A 15,417-nucleotide genomic window follows, 5' to 3' on the forward strand; every position below is an offset into this window, starting at 1 on the left:
CGCAAATCGAGATTGACCACGAGCGCGGCCGTCGTTCAAGAGGCGCGATGATCCGCCCTGCGCTTTGCCGCGTCCGCCGCGGGTCTTGACTTCCCGGTCAAACTTTCCGACTTTCGGGGCATCATGATGTCGACGACTTCTTCATATCACTGCTTCCGGGTGTGCCCGATCGCAGGAACCTGACCCCAGCCCGGACGTGTGCGCTCTCCGGGTAAGGGGAGCCTTTCGCGTCCGCAGAAGAAATTTCTGAACGCGGCTGAACGAGCGCCGAATTCCCAGACAATCTATTCCGAGTGCGCCCGTGGGCGCCACGGCCGAACACGGCAGGTCACATCATGACGGCATCCCGCAAGAAACTTCCCTCCATCATCATCAACGCCGAGGACCACAAGCGGCTGACGGCGCTGGCTTCCTCCGCGCTCGACCGCGTGCCGGACGTGGCCGAAGCGCTGCTCTCCGAACTCGACCGGGCCCGCACCGGCGCACCGGACGCGCTGCCCGCCGACAGCGTGCAGATGGGCTCCACCGTCGCCTTCGAGGCGGACAATGGCTTTGCCAAGCAGGTAACGCTCGTCTACCCCGGCGAGGCCGATATCGAGGCCGGACGCATTTCGGTGCTGACACCCGTTGGTGCGGCGCTGATCGGCCTTTCCGTCGGCCAGTCGATTGACTGGCAGGACCGGTCGGGCAAGGTCCATCGCATGACTATCCGCAGCGTGACGGCGAAGGAAAGCGCCTGAAGACAGGCCGGCGGCGTGGGCATACCATGGCGCAATACAAAACGGGGAGGCCGGTTTCCACCGCCTCCCCGTTTCCCTGACAATCGTTCGATCGATCAGAACTGCTTGCCAAGCTTGGCGTCGACCGACTGGCTGTTGGCGCCGCGGATGGCGAAGAAAAACAGGATCGCCGCCCAGAGAATGGACTTCTCGGCGCCGAAAAGCCCCTCACCCTGCACGATGCCGTGGAAGTAGACGGTGACGAGCAGAACGATCATACCGGCAAAGGCAGCCGGGCGCGTCAGCAGGCCGATCGCAATCAGAATGCCGCCGAAGAATTCTGTCGCGGCGAGCAGCGGCGACCAGAAGACGCCAGGATAGAAGCCGAGGCCCTCGACCATGCCGATCGCACCAAAGGGATCGGTGATCTTGCCGAACCCGTGAACCGCAAGCAGCACACCGGCAAGCACACGCAGCAGCGTTTCGGCTGATGTGTCGAGCGGCAGATAGATCTTTTCCAGAGCCGGCAGGATGGAACGCGGGCGGGAACTGGAAGCGGTGACGTCGGTCATGAATGGCCTCTCCGGCGGTTGGGTGCGACAATTTGTGCAATGCCGCATTCTCTCGCCGCGGCGCGTTCTCAAAGCAAGCTGCAGGCCGATAAAAACATGACTAAATAAGTTGACAATTATGTGAGTACGGCGTGAGCGCGTGAGGCGCGACGACGCAGTTGTTTCCGCCCGGCGCCGCCAGTATGGTCGCCGCCCGACACACGTCCGAGACCAATCCGATGGACCAGAAGCCGCGCATCACCATCCTCTATTGCACCCAGTGCAACTGGCTCCTGCGCGCCGGCTGGATGGCGCAGGAACTGCTGCAGACCTTCGGGCAGTCGCTCGGCGAAGTGGCGCTCATTCCCGGCACCGGCGGCAACTTCGAGATCCGCGTCGATGGCGCGCTCATCTGGGAACGCAAGCGCGACGGCGGTTTCCCCGGCCCCAAGGAACTGAAACAGCGCATCCGCGACATCATCGAGCCGGAGCGCGATCTCGGCCATACGGACAGGAGCTGATCCTGGATTTCGGAATTCTTGCCGGCGTTTTTTCCGCCGCATTCCTGTCAGCGACGCTGCTCTTCGGCATGTCGGAAGCCGCAGTCGTTGCTGCCGCCTTGCACGGAGAGACCGGTCGCCCCGCGCTCTTCGTTGCGGCGACACTCGGCAACGTGCTCGGTGCCGTCGTCAATTTCGCGCTGGGGCGCTTTCTTATCCGGTTCGAAGGGCGGCGCTGGTTTCCGGTTTCCGCAGCAAACCGTCAGAAAGCGGAGGCGCTTTTTGCCCGCTACGGCCAACCGGTGCTGCTGCTCTCCTGGCTGCCCGTCATCGGCGATCCGCTAACGCTGGTCGCGGGCCTGTTGCGCATGTCGCTGCCGCTGTTCCTACTGTTCGTCACGATCGGCAAGGCGGCGCGTTATGCCGTCGTTCTGTACATCACGCCCTGACACCCGCGCGAGCCGAGGCCAAGCGAAGCCATCACGAAATCGCGCTCACGGACTAGCTGTGAGCGAAGATGTCCGTCTCGTCCCAGCCAAGCAGGTCGAGCTTGCAACGCGTCGGCAGGAAAGCGAAACAGGCATCGGCGTGCTCCATGCGACCATCGCGGATCAGGCGTGCCGTCAGCTTGTCGCGCAGCGCGTGCAGGTGCAGGACATCGGAAGCCGCATATTCGAGCTGCGCCGGCGACAGGATATCCGCCGCCCAGTCGGACGACTGCTGCTGCTTGGAAATGTCGACGTCGAGCATTTCCTTGAGATTGTCCTTGAGGCCGTGGCGGTCGGTATAGGTCCGCGTCAGCCGCGAGGCGATCTTGGTGCAGAAGACCGGAGTCGTCGTCACCCCGAAGGTGTGGAACAGCACGGCAATATCGAAGCGGCCGAAATGGAAGATCTTCTGGCGGGCCGGATCGGCGAGCATGGCGACGAGGTTCGGTGCCTCCTTCTGCCCGGCGGCGATGCGGATCACATCGGCCGTGCCGTCGCCCGGCGAAAGCTGCACCACACAGAGACGGTCACGGCGGGGGATGAGACCAAGCGTTTCGGTGTCGATGGCGATCGCGCCTCGATAGCGCGCGGCATCGGCTGCGGAAATGTCGCCTTCATGGACCCGTATTGCATTCGGCATCGAAAATCCCCAGATCAAACGAAGTGGTGTGGCCTATAGCGCAAGTTTGGCGCCGGCGATACCGTTACCGTATCCCGCCCGACGGTCGCCCGTTCGAAAGTCCTGCAATGACCTCTCTTCGCCCCGCCCTCGCCCTTTCGGCCCTCACGCTGACACTGGGGCTCTCCGCCATCCCGGCACCGGCACAGAGCTACCGGGACCTGCCCGGCGTGCGCCAGATGGATCCGTTGAATGGCGGCAACGACCAGACGGTCTGCGAACAGACCTTCGTCGACCGCAACTATCCGTTCGAATCGTCAGCGCGCGGCGGTCCCGTCTACGACACGATCTACAATTGCCGCCGAGGCGATGGTCCGGTCTTCCAGGGCAGCGGTCTGCCGCCGTCGCTCTACCGCCAGAAACGCGGTCTCGGCTATTGAAGAGGCGCGCCAAGGCGCCTGGCGGGCTCCTCGCGAGCCTGCCGCCTTGAGGACCATGCCGCCTGGCGAGACGCGAACTTGTTCCCAGTCTGACCGTACAAGCGGAGGGGCCTCCGCCCATAGCGCCGCGTGACGTACTCAGGCGTGCAAAGGTTGCTGCAGCACCTTGAATTGCTGCGTGTCTTTATCCTTTGATCGGCTAGGATTGAGGGAAACACGCCGTGGGAGGAACCATGTCCGATACGAGACCGCTTGCCATCAGCGCGCCCGCGCCACGCACGCTCGACCTCATCTTCACGCCGGAAGCACTGAAGGAGTTGCACCAGCGCTACCGGATCGTCGAAGCCGACCCGGACGATATCGCCGGGGTCGGCGACGCGGTTCTGGCTGAAGCGCGCTACATCATCGGCCAGCCGCCGCTCGATCACGCTACGCTCCAGCGCATGGGCCAGCTCAGGGCGATCCTCAATGTCGAGAGCAACCTGATCAACAACATGCCCTACGAGGTGCTGTTCGAACGCGGCATCCATGTGGTGACCACGGGCCAGGTCTTTGCCGAGCCGGTCGCCGAACTCGGCCTTGCCATGGCGCTCAACATCGCCCGCGGTGTCGTCGACGCCGACCTTGCCTTCCGCGAGGGGCACGAACTCTGGGGCGGCGACGGCAACCGCTCGGCGCGGCTCCTCTCCGGCTCAGACATCGGCATCATCGGCTTCGGTGATCTCGGCAAGGCGCTGAACCGCGTGCTCTCCGGTTTCCGTGCCAGGATCCGCGTCTTCGATCCCTGGATGCCGGCCTCGATCCTGAGGGACAACGGCGTCGAGCCCGCGTCGCTCGATACGGTTCTCGGCGACAGCGACTTCGTCTTCGTCGTCGCCGCGGTCACCAGCGAGAACGAAGGCTTCCTCGGCGAAAAGGCCTTTGCCCGCATGCGCCCTGGCGCCGCCTTCATCCTCCTGAGCCGGGCCGGCGTCGTCGATTTCGATGCACTGATGGCAGCCGTCGAACGCGGCCATATCGTGGCGGCCAGCGACGTCTTTCCGCAAGAGCCGCTGCCGCTCGACCACCCGGTTCGCCGCCTGCCGGGCTTTCTGCGTTCGGCCCATCGCGCCGGCGCGCTCGACAGCGCCTTCAAGAAGATGGGCGAGATGGTGCTCGAGGACATGGATCTGATGGACCGCAACCTGCCGCCGATGCGCTGCAAGCGGGCCGAGCGAGAAACCGTCGCGCGCATGCGCTCAAAGCCTGTGACGGTGAACTGAGCCACCGATTTTTTGCGGCGGATGTCGGCGGGGCGTGCATCCCGCCGATTAACGTGTTTTATGGGATTCGCATTTAACTTTCCTTGCACATGCGACCATCCTTGCACGTTAAGGTCGTCGTCAGTTGATCGGTACGGACCAGAGAACCGCAATGGCAGACACGACGCCCGACACTCGACGAAGCAGAACGCGCGAAGGCTGGAACAGCTCGCTGCGATCGCTGTTCAGCCTGGTCATTGTTGCCATGCTGATCGTCGTCTCCGCCACGCTCGTCGGGCTTGACTATCATCGCTCACGCAACGCCGCGATCGCCGACGCCGAGGCCAATATGCGCGGTTTCATGAACCGCCTCGTCGACCGGCTGGGCGTGCTCTCCGGCGATACCTCGGCCCTCGTCAACCTCGTCTCCTCGGTCGCCAATTCCTTCCTGGTGCCGCCACCAGAGCGCATGAACGACAAGGTGGCGGTCTTGCGCGAGGGCATCACCCGCTCGCCGCATATCGACGGTGTCTATGTCGGCTATCCCAACGGCGCGTTCTTTCAGGTGGTCGACCTCAAGCAGATCGCCTGGCGCATGGCACTCGACGCGCCGCGTGGTGCTGCCATTGCCGTGCGCTCGATGGAAAAGGATGCAAACGGCAAGCCTCTTCAGCGCGTGCTCTTCCTGGACAAGGACGGGACGCAATTTTCCGAGCGGCGGCTTCCGCCTTCCAGCTTCGATCCGCGGACCCGTCCGTGGTACCGCGCGGCCGTCAACGGAAAGGCCGCGGTCTCGACCGGCCCATATGAAAGTGCCACGACCGAAACGCTTGGGATGACAATCTCGCAGGCGCATCGCGGCAATCCTCAGATCGTCATCGGCGCGGACGTCATTCTCGATACGATCACCGATTTTCTTGCCCGCGAGCGGCTGACGACCGGTTCCGTCTCGTTCATCCTCGATGCCGTCGGGCGTCCGATCATCCATTCGGACCGGGTGATGATGCGTCGCATCATGGCGGCGAAGGGCAAGGATAGCCCGATCGTGCAGGCCGATAGCGACCCGCTGATCCAGAGTATCCGCCTCCATCCGCCCGAGCCCGGCAAGGCAGACTTCGTCGAGGTCGGAGACCGAACCTATCTCGTCATGGTGACGCCGCTCGAATCTGCACTGCTTCTCTCCGGCAACCGCGCCGTGGTGGCTGCACCGCTCGACGAACTGATGGCAGAGGCGAACCAGACGCTCGTGCAGGGGCTGGCGATTTCCGGTTCGGTCGTGGCCCTCGCGGTGCTTGCTTCGCTGGTGCTCGCGCACCTGATCACAAAGGGGCTCAACCAGCTGACCGCCAGCGCCAACCGGCTGCAGGATCTCGACTTCACCACGCCCATCGACGTCTCGTCGCATGTCAGCGAGATCTCCACACTCGGTGGAGCCATGAACCGGGCACGGGACGCGATCTTCACCTTCGCGCTCTACGTGCCCAAGGAACTGGTTCGCAAAGGCATCGAGTCCGGCCAGTTCAGCGGCCGCTCCGCCTGGCGACAGGAGGTGACGGCGGTCTTCACAGACATCTACGATTTCACCACGCTCAGCGAGAAGTATCCGCCCGAAGAGGTCGTGGCGATGCTGTCGGAGTATTTCGACATCTTCAGCGAGACGGTGGGAGAGCACGACGGAACGATCATCCAATTTCTCGGCGACTCGGTGTTTGCGATGTGGAACGCGCCGGCGCCGGACGAAAAACATGCCGAACATGCCTGTCGGTGCGCGCTGGCGGTCGAGGAGCGCTTGCGTGTCTTCAACGAAGCCCAGCGCCAAAAGGGGCTTCCGGAGTTTCGCACCCGTTTCGGCATCCACACCGGTACAGCCGTCGTCGGCAATGTCGGCGCCAAGGAGCGGCTGCAATATACGGCGATGGGGGACACGGTGAACGTCGCCTCCCGCCTGGAAGGCATGAACAAGAACTACGACACCACGATCATGGCAAGCGGCGCGGTCGTCGCCCAGGCCGGCAAGGCCATCCGTTTCCGGCCGCTCGGTTCGGCGCAGGCCAAGGGCCGCGCCTCTGCGCTCGAGATCTACGAGGTGCTGGGCGCCGAGCCGGAAGAACCGGCGGCGGCGGATTCTCTGCCGACAAAGCCCGATGACGCTTCTGGCGGCGCGAAGGACCGCGTGTAGGGCTCAGGACCGGAGGCTGCGCTTCTGACGCGTTACCCAGCGAATGCCACCCACCACGGCAAAGGCGAGCAGCGGCCATACGGCCCAGAACACGCCGCGCCAGGTCAACAGATTGATGGTGAGAAGCACCAGCCCGGAAAGCGCCAGCACGCCGATGCCGCGGTCCACCCGCCGGTTGGTTCTGAGCCAGGCAAGGCCGGCGAGGATGCCAAGCCCGAGCAACGGCCAGGCGGCCCACAGCACGCCGTTCCAGGTGAGCAGGTTAAGAGCGACCAGCCCGGCAGCGATGACGGCCAGGACGGGAAGCGATCCTGTCTTGACCGCGGCAATCAAGCCGCCCTGGTTTGGCTTGGGATGGGCGCGCCCGTCGTCCGAAGCTGCACCATCGCCGGGACGCCCAAAGGTTTCTCTCCTGAGCGCCGGGCGGGTATCAGCAATGCCGATGCGCACCGCATAGCTCGGCACGCCGCCATCGATGTTTTTCACCTCCAACGGCCCAAGAAAATCGAAACCGACGGCGACCTTATTGCGCACCTGGTCGTAGACCGTGTTCGAAATGACGATGCCGCCCGCAGGAGCGGAAGCCTGCAGGCGCGCTGCGACATTGACGCCGTCGCCGTAGAGGTCGTCGCCCTCGGCGATCACGTCGCCGAGATTGATGCCGATGCGAAACAGCATCTGTTCGTCGGCGGGGCAGTTCTCGTTGCAGCCTGCCAGTTCGTTCTGCACGTCGACCGCGGTGCGCACGGCTTCAACGACGCTCGGGAATTCCGCGATGAGGCCGTCGCCCCAGGTGTTGACCACGCGGCCCTCATGCGCCTCGATGAGCCGCCCCATGGAATCGCGATAGCGCTTCAGAGTGGCGAGCGTGCCCTCCTCGTTGGCACGCATCAGCCGGGTGTAGTCCTGGACATCCGCGGATAGGATTGTCGTCAGCTTGCGACGCGTCTCAGACATCGCCTCATCCTCGCTCAAGTTCCGCCATTCCGGCGGACGATTGCATGGTGCCGCGTTCGCACGGTCCGCACGCCCCTGCGTTGCGGATAGAATATCAATGCTGGAGATCGAAGCTTCAAGGCACGTCGCGCGAAAATAACGACGGCGCGCAACCATTTTAAAGCAAGCGTGCGTGCCGCTCGGCGGAAAATCGTGTCGAATTCCGGCCAAAATCCAGAAACGAAAAAACCCCGGCAAGCCGGGGTTTTTCAAAACCAAATCAACGATTTGGCTTGGGAATTTGGTGCCCAGAAGAGGACTCGAACCTCCACACCCTTTCGAGTACCAGCACCTGAAGCTGGCGCGTCTACCAATTCCGCCATCTGGGCGACGAGCGGGGGTGTAGAAGGCCCGGGCTAAAGTGTCAACAGGCTTTTTGAAGTTTTCGTGTCGGATTGCAAAAAACTCAACTCGAAGCGGTTTCCGACCAACGGCGGATTGTGGATAGACCTCTTGAGAGCAGCATTTCGGCAGCTTCCGGCGTCTCCGCTTCGACATAGCACCGCATCTCGGGCGCATTACCCGACGGGCGGAAATGGATGATTCGGCCATCGTCGAGCGTCACGCGCAGCCCGTCAATGTCACTGACCGCAGCGACGCCGCCGATCGGCGCCAGGAATTTCGCAAGATTTGCTTCGTCTGCGCGCAGAAATGTCATCAGCCGGGCGCTCGTTTCGACCGGGAAGTTTTCGAGCCGATCACTGAGCGCCACCGGAAGCCGGTAGGACGCGGCGAGCGCAGAAAGCGACAGCTTGGCCTCAGCGGCCGCTGCCAGCGCCGCAACGATCGGCAGAAAGCTATCGCGCGTGGGCAGCGCTTCGAGCGTTGCGCCATTGACCGCGAAGGCGCTCGCAGTCAGCGTGCCGCCATTGGCCTCGAAGCCGGCGACCTTCTGCGCGCCGTCCTTCAACGCCTGCTGCATGCCCGCGATCACGAAGGGCGAGCCCACGCGAGTGCGCTGGACAGCGAGCCCTTCCCTGCCGTCCAGGCCGGAGTTGGAGGTTACCGGAGTGACGGCAAGTCTTGCGCCGAGAAAACCACAGGCCATCAGGCCGAGCAGATCGCCGCGCAAGGGCAGCCCGTTCTCGTCGGCGACCAGGGGCCGGTCGCCGTCACCATCCGCCGACACGATCGCATCGAGGCGGTGTTCGCGCGCCCATTCCTGAAGCCGCTCGATCGTCTCCGCCGATACCGCTTCGGTATCGACCGGAATGAACTGTTCGGAGCGCCCCAGGGCCTCGACGTCGGCGCCAAAGTAAGCCAGCAGTTCGGCAATCAGGTCGCGCGCCACGGTACTGTGCTGGTACACGCCCACCTTGAGGCCGGACAACGCGCCGGCGGACAGCAATTGCCGGTTCCTTGCCATGAAGAGTGCGGCGACCCGGGTTGCATGGTCTTCCCCGATCCCGGCATCGGCGACTGGCGCGATCTGGTGCGCAATCCCGTCGGCGATGCCGCTGATCGCCACCTCATCCTCCTTGTCGATCTCGCCGTCGGGACGATAGAACTTGATGCCGTTGCGGTCGGCCGGAATATGGGAACCGGTGATCATCAAGGCCGCGGCCTTGTTGGCGAGGCCGTAAAGCGCCAGCGCCGGGGTCGGCACCGCACCGCAATCGAAAACACGCAGACCCTCGCGTGCCAGCGCAGCGGCGCAAACGGCCGCGATCTCAGGGCTCGAATCGCGAAAATCGCGAGCGATGAGAATGGCGTCACCGGGCCGGCTGTGGCCGGACGCCACGAGGTGTCGGGCAAAGGCCGTCGCATAGCGCGCGGATGGCTCACCCTTCAGTTCCTCGGAGAGGCCGCGCAAGCCACTGGTGCCAAACTTCAATTGCATCGCGTACCTCGCTGACGGGGGAAAGGATCGGAAAAGAACCGCAGTGACACGACTGAAGGATAGGCGCATCGTACAGTAGAGGGCAACGGGCGGAGATCCAGCGGTTCCCGCAACTGCGCAAAGCGCCCGGCGCCATGAATAAACCAAGAAAAACAAACGTAATACAGGCAGGGACACAACCGGAAGACATGACCTTCTGAAAGTGAGGAAAAAATGACGGGATTTCGCGATTTCGTTATCGGCTGCAGCTTGGCCGCCACCTCCCTGATCACCGCCATCGGGCCTGTCCAGGCAATGCCTATCCAGGCACCCGATCTCCAGATCAAGGCACAGGGCGACGTCCAAAATGTGCAGTACTACCACCGGCGCTACTGGGGCGGCGGGTGGGGCCACGGATGGGGTGGACCCTACTACCGTCACGGTTGGGGCGGACCGTACTACGGCTCGGGGCTGAGCTTCTCTTTCGGCTCGGGCGGCTACTATGGTAGTGGCTATTATGGCGGCTACTACCCCCGCTACGGTTACTACCCCCGCTACGGCTATTACCCGCGTCGCTACTATGGCGGTAACTACTACTATCGCGACCGATATGTTCACGGCGGCTCACATGTCAGCTGGTGCATGTCGCGCTACCGCTCTTACAATCCGGCGACCAACCGGTTCTTGAGCTATGGCGGCGCCTACAAGGTCTGCTATTCGCCCTACCGATAGACGAGACCTGCTGCGCGACGCCGTATGAAGGCAAAGGCGCCTCATGTTTCTCCGCGCGCAAGCGTGGAGATGGCGTTCCGTGTGTCCGATCGGTCCCGACTTGTGGGAGACTTCGGTTAAGCCGGCATTAACCGCGACGGCCTACCGTTCCGGAAAGCGCCACGATGCTGTCCGGGGATGAAACATGCTGCTTCCGACTCAGCAATCGACTGCCACCGCAACGACCAGCCTGGTCGGCTCGATCCTCAAGGACATCGAAAAGCGGCAGGCGGAAGAAGAGGAAAAGGCCAAGGGCACAAAGGACGACAAGGTCCTGAAGGCGCAGGTCCAGTCCGATGGCGCCCGCAAGGCGGCCAACGACAAGATCAACGCCCATTTCTTCGACCGCACCCAGAACGACCCCAACAGCAATCGCGCCGCGCTCATCCGTCAGGTCGGAGCGTTCTTCGAGCTCGACCGCGAGGCGTTCAAGTCTGATGCCGCTTTCGCACGGGCCGTCGACAACCAGATCAAGGCGCTTGAGCCAGGGGACGTCGCCAAGGTCGAAGAGCGGCTTGGGCTGGACAAGCTCGGCGTTACGCTTGCCGAACTGACCCAGGCGCTCAAAAATCCGGGTGGCCGGGAGAACCAGATACTGAAGGCGGCGCTCGGCGAGACGAGCGACAAGAGCGCTCAAAGCCAGGCACAGGCTGCAAAGGCGGTGGATCGCCTGAAATCGGCGACGGAATCCGGATCGGCCGAGGAGGCCCAGGTCGACAGTCTACGCAACGATCCGACGCGCAGCACCGACAAGCAGTCGCTCGACGAGCAGGAGGAACGCGTGCGCGGACTCCAGCTCAAGGACGAGTTGGAGTCCATCGCCGACCAGCAGGAGGCGCGACAGGCAAAGCTCATCCGCTTCGACGAGATCGGCCTTTACAGCCTCGCCAGCCAGAGCTTTGGCTGATCATTTCTTGCGCACGATACCCAGGCGCGCCATGACCTCCTTGGGGATGCCATAACGAAGAACGGCGTCGCGGCTGTCCCGCAGCCCGCAAATCTCGCGCTGAATGAAGAACGCCCAGACAGCGTCGGAGGCGTCATCGAGTAGTCGCTCGCGCAGATCGGAGGTGGCTTCCGGCTTGAGCGCCGCGAGCGCGGCAAGCGCCTTTTCCACCTTTAGGCCATGGCGGCCGAGCGCGTCGGCCCGCTCGGACATCAATTCGTATTCGAGCACACTGAAGGCGCCGTTGGTCGAGAAGGTCGGGCTCAGGGCTTTTGGGGGACGAACGGTCATCCGGAACTCCTCGGAAGCCCTGAAGATGGCGCTGCGGTGGGCGGCAGGCAAGGGGCGCGGATCGTTGCCGCCATCGAAACATGGTTAAGATTTCATAAACCTCTTTCACCTAACCTCGGACATCATGCCGATTCCCCTATCCGCGACGGTGTCGCGGCTGTCCGGCCATTGGCCGAGACGCGCATGAGGCGCCAACCCGTATGTAGCGAAGCGAACTATCCGCACGCGAGCCGGAAATCGGTCCGTGCCCTAGCGTGCACCCGCGTTTCGTCGGTCAACGACGACTGGTCAACCCGAGGTCAAGCGAGATGGAGACCAGAATGCTGATACCCATCCAGACGGCCCGAGCCGCGGCCGCTACCGCAGAAGACACGAGCGCCAAAGCGCAGCCGCAGACAGCCTTGTTGCCCGCCGGCCAACGCGGCGAAGCCATCCAGAAGATCCTGGACGCACTGACCCGGCATCTCTCGGGCCGTGAAATCCTCTCCAAGGACGCACTGGTGCGGCTGATGGAGGATCTGGCGCGTATCCTGAAGTTCCCTCCCCTGCCCCAGGAAGGTGGACGGGATTTCGTACGCCGCCTCGTGGCCTTCCTCGAATCGATGCCAGCGTCCGATCGCCTGTTGCTCGAACGCCAGCTCGGCGGGCGCAACCTTTCCATCCGGGTTGGCTTGCTTGCCGACCTACCGGCGATCCGCAACGGCGCGAACGCGCCGAGCAGCACGGCAACACCGATGCCTGCCCAGGCGCGCGACGTCATCCTGCGCAATCCCTCCCTCCAGCCGGCCATGCCGTTCAACCCGGGCGCTACACGCTTGCCTGCCGCCGGCGAGGTCGCACTGTTGCAAGCGGTACTGCGAAAGACCTTCGGGGCCGGCAACGACAGCGACCTGCTCGAGCCGCAGGGCGACGACCTTGACCAGGGCGGAACGACTGAGGCGCCTTCGAAAGGTCGGACCGGCGTACCGGCCGAGCGACACGAAACGCGCGCAAGCACGGGGAAGCCCGCTGCAGCAGACGGCACGCCGATCCAAAGTGCCGCTGCCCTGCTCACCGGCGAAGGCGAAGTCGAGGAAGCAGCGCCGCAGCCCCCGCTCCGGCCCGAACCCGAAGAAACCGCCAATAGCGGGCATGTCGAAATCGAGGCATCGACCAGCGAGATCACAGCGGTACCAGTCGATGCCGATGCTTCTGCCGAATCCACCGAGGATGTGGACCCAGACGGCACCTATGGCCCGATGCCCGATGCCGAGGAGGAGAGCGACACCAAGACCACCGCCGCGGCCAGTCGCGCCAATCCGGAAGCCAGGCCTATGCGGGTGCTCTTCGAGGCGATCAAGACGCTCATTCGCGACAGCGTGGCCCCGCCTGGAACTCCCGGCACCGAGACCAAGCCGGCCACCGCGCACGCCGATGGAGCGGACGCGTCAGCACCGGTCCCGGACAAAGAAACCGCCATGCCAGCGCGCGCGACCGACGCCGCAGCACGTATGCGTGAGACGCCGGATGGCAGCAACACCCTGCCGCCCCTGCTTGACGACAAGTCCGAGGACGCGAAAGCGGCCCAACGCATGCCGGCAGACATGCGGCCGCAACGGGCAGCCGACGAACAGACGATGCAGCAGGTCATCGCCAGGCTGGTGGAAAACGGCCTTCCGCGCGAAGCCATTCCCTTTGCCATGATCCCCTACCCGCCGGTCGCCAACGATGCGGCGGAGACCGAAAACCTCAGTCACGAAATGCCTGGCGGATCGGAAGACGAAGCATCGGACGAAGACCAAAGCACTGACGAAGGCGAGGGCCAGGGCCAAGGGGACGGAACAGAGGCAACGGACGAAGCCGTGTCCGAAGACACGACGCCCGACGCACCCGACGCCTATGATCTCTACCGCAGACTTGGCGGCCTTGGCTGAGGCGGCGAGACGGACACTTTTCGACCAAAGAAAAACCCGCGGAGATCGCTCTCCGCGGGTTTTTCAGTTCAGATGTCAGGCAACGATTACTCGTTGTTCTGGCGGTTCTTCAGAGCCGCGCCGAGGATGTCGCCGAGCGAAGCGCCCGAGTCGGACGAACCGAACTGAGCAACGGCTTCCTTCTCTTCAGCGATTTCCAGAGCCTTGATCGACAGCTGGATCTTGCGGTCCTTCTTGGAGAAGTTGGTGACGCGAGCGTCGACAACCTGACCAACCGAGAAACGCTCCGGACGCTGTTCGTCGCGGTCACGCGCGAGGTCAGCGCGGCGGATGAACGAGGTGATGTCTTCGTGGTTGACGAGCTTCACTTCGATGCCACCATCGTTGATCGCGATGATTTCGGCCGAAACAACGGCATTCTTGCGCAGTTCGCCGGAAGCGGCGGCATCGCCGACTGCATCCTTGCCGAGCTGCTTGATACCGAGCGAGATGCGCTCCTTGTCGACGTCGACGTCGAGAACAACAGCGCGAACGACGTCGCCCTTGTTGAACTCTTCGATGACCTGCTCGCCCGGACGGTTCCAGTCGAGGTCGGAAAGGTGCACCATGCCGTCAACGTCGCCGTCGAGGCCAATGAACAGGCCGAATTCGGTCTTGTTCTTGACTTCGCCTTCAACTTCGGTGCCAGCCGGGTGGCTATGCGCGAATGCCTGCCACGGGTTCTCGAGCGTCTGCTTGAGGCCGAGCGAGATACGACGCTTGGTCGGATCGACTTCGAGAACGACAACGTCGACTTCCTGGCTCGTGGACAGGATCTTGCCGGGGTGTACGTTCTTCTTGGTCCAGGACATTTCGGAGATGTGGATCAGGCCTTCGATGCCCGGCTCGAGCTCGACGAACGCACCGTAGTCGGTGATGTTCGTGACGGTACCGGAGATCTTCTTGCCGACCGGGTACTTCGCACCGATGCCATCCCACGGATCCGACTCGAGCTGCTTCATGCCGAGCGAGATGCGGTGGGTTTCCTGGTTGATGCGGATGATCTGAACCTTGACCTGCTGGCCGATGTTCAGGATCTCCGACGGATGGTTCACGCGGCGCCATGCCATGTCGGTGACATGGAGCAGACCGTCGATGCCGCCGAGGTCGACGAACGCACCGTAATCGGTGATGTTCTTGACGACGCCTTCGACAACCTGGCCTTCTTCAAGGTTCTGAACGATTTCAGAACGCTGCTCGGCGCGGGACTCTTCGAGAACCGTACGACGCGACACGACGATGTTACCGCGGCGCTTGTCCATCTTGAGGATTTCGAAGGGCTGCGGGTTGTGCATCAGCGGGGTGACGTCGCGGATCGGACGGATGTCGACCTGCGAGCGCGGAAGGAAGGCAACGGCGCCGTCGAGATCGACGGTGAAGCCACCCTTGACCTGGTTGAAGATGATGCCTTCGACGCGTTCGCCGGCTTCGAACTTCACTTCCAGGCGCTGCCAGCTCTCTTCGCGGCGAGCCTTCTCGCGCGACAGAACGGCTTCGCCGAGCGCGTTTTCGATGCGCTCAACGTAGACTTCGACTTCGTCGCCAACCTTGAGCGAGCCGTCCTTGGCCTTTGCGCCGAATTCCTTCAGAGCGATGCGGCCTTCGACCTTCAGACCGACGTCGACAACGGCGACGTCCTTTTCGATGGCCGTAACGATGCCCTTGGCAACATAGCCTTCGGCGAGATCGGTCTTCGCGAAGGATTCTTCGAGAAGGGCGGCGAAATCGTCACGGGTAGGATTGGTAGCAGACATGGAATCTCCTGCATGCATCTCATTCGAGACGCACATGCGCCGGGGGCTGGTGTTGAACAGGCCTGAACCCAGTCCGCCCCATCAAAGGGGCAATCCGGCGCGTGGACGGAATTTCAGGCTTATGCAAGAAGAGCGATCCTGACCAAGTCGG

The 15,417-nt window shown here is 63.2% G+C and carries 15 protein-coding genes and 1 tRNA gene; 9 read left to right on the top strand and 7 right to left on the bottom strand.

The genetic code is table 11. From position 1 onward, the window contains the following. Window positions 1-335 precede the first annotated feature (335 nt). Window positions 336-740: a nucleoside diphosphate kinase regulator gene (gene rnk, locus AB4Z53_RS04855; RefSeq protein ID WP_113538884.1), complete on the top strand. Its 405-nt coding sequence runs from the start codon at window positions 336-338 to the stop codon at window positions 738-740. 95 nt (window positions 741-835) lie between these two features. Here rnk and AB4Z53_RS04860 read toward each other — a convergent pair whose 3' ends face one another. Beyond that, window positions 836-1,291, bottom strand: a complete 456-nt coding sequence (locus AB4Z53_RS04860) for a DoxX family protein (RefSeq protein WP_113538883.1) — start codon at window positions 1,289-1,291, stop codon at window positions 836-838. A gap of 218 nt (window positions 1,292-1,509) precedes the next feature. Between AB4Z53_RS04860 and AB4Z53_RS04865 the strand changes: the two genes are divergently transcribed. After that, a complete protein-coding gene (locus tag AB4Z53_RS04865) occupies window positions 1,510-1,791 on the top strand; it encodes a SelT/SelW/SelH family protein (protein ID WP_113538941.1) in 282 nt (93 codons plus the stop codon). A gap of 68 nt (window positions 1,792-1,859) precedes the next feature. Next, entirely contained in the window at window positions 1,860-2,219 is a 360-nt protein-coding gene (locus tag AB4Z53_RS04870) for a YqaA family protein (RefSeq protein ID WP_113538882.1), read from the top strand. Between the two features lie 52 nt (window positions 2,220-2,271). On the opposite strand, the gene AB4Z53_RS04875 is transcribed toward AB4Z53_RS04870, so the two are convergent. Then, window positions 2,272-2,898, bottom strand: coding sequence for a ribonuclease D (locus tag AB4Z53_RS04875; RefSeq protein WP_113538881.1), 627 nt, complete (start codon window positions 2,896-2,898; stop codon window positions 2,272-2,274). Between the two features lie 107 nt (window positions 2,899-3,005). On the opposite strand from AB4Z53_RS04875, the gene AB4Z53_RS04880 reads away from it, so the two are divergent. The 3 genes from AB4Z53_RS04880 (at window position 3,006) to AB4Z53_RS04890 (ending at window position 6,737) form a co-directional block, all read left to right on the top strand. After that, window positions 3,006-3,317 carry a hypothetical protein gene (locus AB4Z53_RS04880; protein WP_113538880.1) on the top strand — a complete coding sequence of 104 codons (312 nt, stop codon included), beginning with the start codon at window positions 3,006-3,008 and terminating at the stop codon, window positions 3,315-3,317. A 233-nt stretch (window positions 3,318-3,550) separates the two neighbouring features. After that, window positions 3,551-4,579: a hydroxyacid dehydrogenase gene (locus AB4Z53_RS04885; RefSeq protein ID WP_441595016.1), complete on the top strand. Its 1,029-nt coding sequence runs from the start codon at window positions 3,551-3,553 to the stop codon at window positions 4,577-4,579. A gap of 151 nt (window positions 4,580-4,730) precedes the next feature. After that, entirely contained in the window at window positions 4,731-6,737 is a 2,007-nt protein-coding gene (locus tag AB4Z53_RS04890; RefSeq protein WP_441595018.1) for an adenylate/guanylate cyclase domain-containing protein, read from the top strand. A 3-nt stretch (window positions 6,738-6,740) separates the two neighbouring features. Here AB4Z53_RS04890 and AB4Z53_RS04895 read toward each other — a convergent pair whose 3' ends face one another. From AB4Z53_RS04895 to AB4Z53_RS04905, 3 genes are all read right to left on the bottom strand, one after another. Next, on the bottom strand, window positions 6,741-7,694 hold the full coding sequence (locus tag AB4Z53_RS04895; protein ID WP_441595020.1) for an adenylate/guanylate cyclase domain-containing protein: 954 nt from the start codon (window positions 7,692-7,694) through the stop codon (window positions 6,741-6,743). Between the two features lie 281 nt (window positions 7,695-7,975). Continuing rightward, a tRNA-Leu gene (locus tag AB4Z53_RS04900) sits at window positions 7,976-8,062 on the bottom strand. A 77-nt stretch (window positions 8,063-8,139) separates the two neighbouring features. After that, window positions 8,140-9,573 carry a phosphomannomutase gene (locus AB4Z53_RS04905; protein ID WP_441595022.1) on the bottom strand — a complete coding sequence of 478 codons (1,434 nt, stop codon included), beginning with the start codon at window positions 9,571-9,573 and terminating at the stop codon, window positions 8,140-8,142. A 213-nt stretch (window positions 9,574-9,786) separates the two neighbouring features. On the opposite strand from AB4Z53_RS04905, the gene AB4Z53_RS04910 reads away from it, so the two are divergent. Further along, window positions 9,787-10,284 (top strand): BA14K family protein, encoded by a 498-nt coding sequence (locus AB4Z53_RS04910; protein ID WP_441595024.1) that lies wholly within the window; start codon window positions 9,787-9,789, stop codon window positions 10,282-10,284. A 184-nt stretch (window positions 10,285-10,468) separates the two neighbouring features. Next, entirely contained in the window at window positions 10,469-11,230 is a 762-nt protein-coding gene (locus tag AB4Z53_RS04915; RefSeq protein ID WP_441595026.1) for a hypothetical protein, read from the top strand. On the opposite strand, the gene AB4Z53_RS04920 is transcribed toward AB4Z53_RS04915, so the two are convergent. Next, window positions 11,231-11,560 (bottom strand): DUF6665 family protein, encoded by a 330-nt coding sequence (locus tag AB4Z53_RS04920; RefSeq protein WP_113538873.1) that lies wholly within the window; start codon window positions 11,558-11,560, stop codon window positions 11,231-11,233. A 320-nt stretch (window positions 11,561-11,880) separates the two neighbouring features. Between AB4Z53_RS04920 and AB4Z53_RS04925 the strand changes: the two genes are divergently transcribed. After that, window positions 11,881-13,473: a hypothetical protein gene (locus AB4Z53_RS04925; RefSeq protein ID WP_441595028.1), complete on the top strand. Its 1,593-nt coding sequence runs from the start codon at window positions 11,881-11,883 to the stop codon at window positions 13,471-13,473. Between the two features lie 86 nt (window positions 13,474-13,559). On the opposite strand, the gene rpsA is transcribed toward AB4Z53_RS04925, so the two are convergent. Further along, window positions 13,560-15,284 carry a 30S ribosomal protein S1 gene (rpsA, locus tag AB4Z53_RS04930; RefSeq protein WP_113538940.1) on the bottom strand — a complete coding sequence of 575 codons (1,725 nt, stop codon included), beginning with the start codon at window positions 15,282-15,284 and terminating at the stop codon, window positions 13,560-13,562. Window positions 15,285-15,417 lie beyond the last annotated feature (133 nt).

It is taken from the genome of Ensifer sp. 2TAB8 (assembly GCF_052115125.1).
Lineage (GTDB): Bacteria > Pseudomonadota > Alphaproteobacteria > Rhizobiales > Rhizobiaceae > Ensifer.

Coding starts and splice junctions, on each gene's coding strand:
- AB4Z53_RS04925 (WP_441595028.1), top strand. CDS start 11,881: ATGCTGATACCCATCCAGACGGCCCGAGCCGCGGCCGCTACCGCAGAA.
- AB4Z53_RS04860 (WP_113538883.1), bottom strand. CDS start 1,291: ATGACCGACGTCACCGCTTCCAGTTCCCGCCCGCGTTCCATCCTGCCG.
- AB4Z53_RS04905 (WP_441595022.1), bottom strand. CDS start 9,573: ATGCAATTGAAGTTTGGCACCAGTGGCTTGCGCGGCCTCTCCGAGGAA.
- AB4Z53_RS04865 (WP_113538941.1), top strand. CDS start 1,510: ATGGACCAGAAGCCGCGCATCACCATCCTCTATTGCACCCAGTGCAAC.
- AB4Z53_RS04895 (WP_441595020.1), bottom strand. CDS start 7,694: ATGTCTGAGACGCGTCGCAAGCTGACGACAATCCTATCCGCGGATGTC.
- AB4Z53_RS04875 (WP_113538881.1), bottom strand. CDS start 2,898: ATGCCGAATGCAATACGGGTCCATGAAGGCGACATTTCCGCAGCCGAT.
- AB4Z53_RS04885 (WP_441595016.1), top strand. CDS start 3,551: ATGTCCGATACGAGACCGCTTGCCATCAGCGCGCCCGCGCCACGCACG.
- rpsA (WP_113538940.1), bottom strand. CDS start 15,284: ATGCATGCAGGAGATTCCATGTCTGCTACCAATCCTACCCGTGACGAT.
- AB4Z53_RS04910 (WP_441595024.1), top strand. CDS start 9,787: ATGACGGGATTTCGCGATTTCGTTATCGGCTGCAGCTTGGCCGCCACC.
- AB4Z53_RS04920 (WP_113538873.1), bottom strand. CDS start 11,560: ATGACCGTTCGTCCCCCAAAAGCCCTGAGCCCGACCTTCTCGACCAAC.
- AB4Z53_RS04880 (WP_113538880.1), top strand. CDS start 3,006: ATGACCTCTCTTCGCCCCGCCCTCGCCCTTTCGGCCCTCACGCTGACA.
- AB4Z53_RS04915 (WP_441595026.1), top strand. CDS start 10,469: ATGCTGCTTCCGACTCAGCAATCGACTGCCACCGCAACGACCAGCCTG.
- AB4Z53_RS04890 (WP_441595018.1), top strand. CDS start 4,731: ATGGCAGACACGACGCCCGACACTCGACGAAGCAGAACGCGCGAAGGC.
- AB4Z53_RS04870 (WP_113538882.1), top strand. CDS start 1,860: ATGTCGGAAGCCGCAGTCGTTGCTGCCGCCTTGCACGGAGAGACCGGT.
- rnk (WP_113538884.1), top strand. CDS start 336: ATGACGGCATCCCGCAAGAAACTTCCCTCCATCATCATCAACGCCGAG.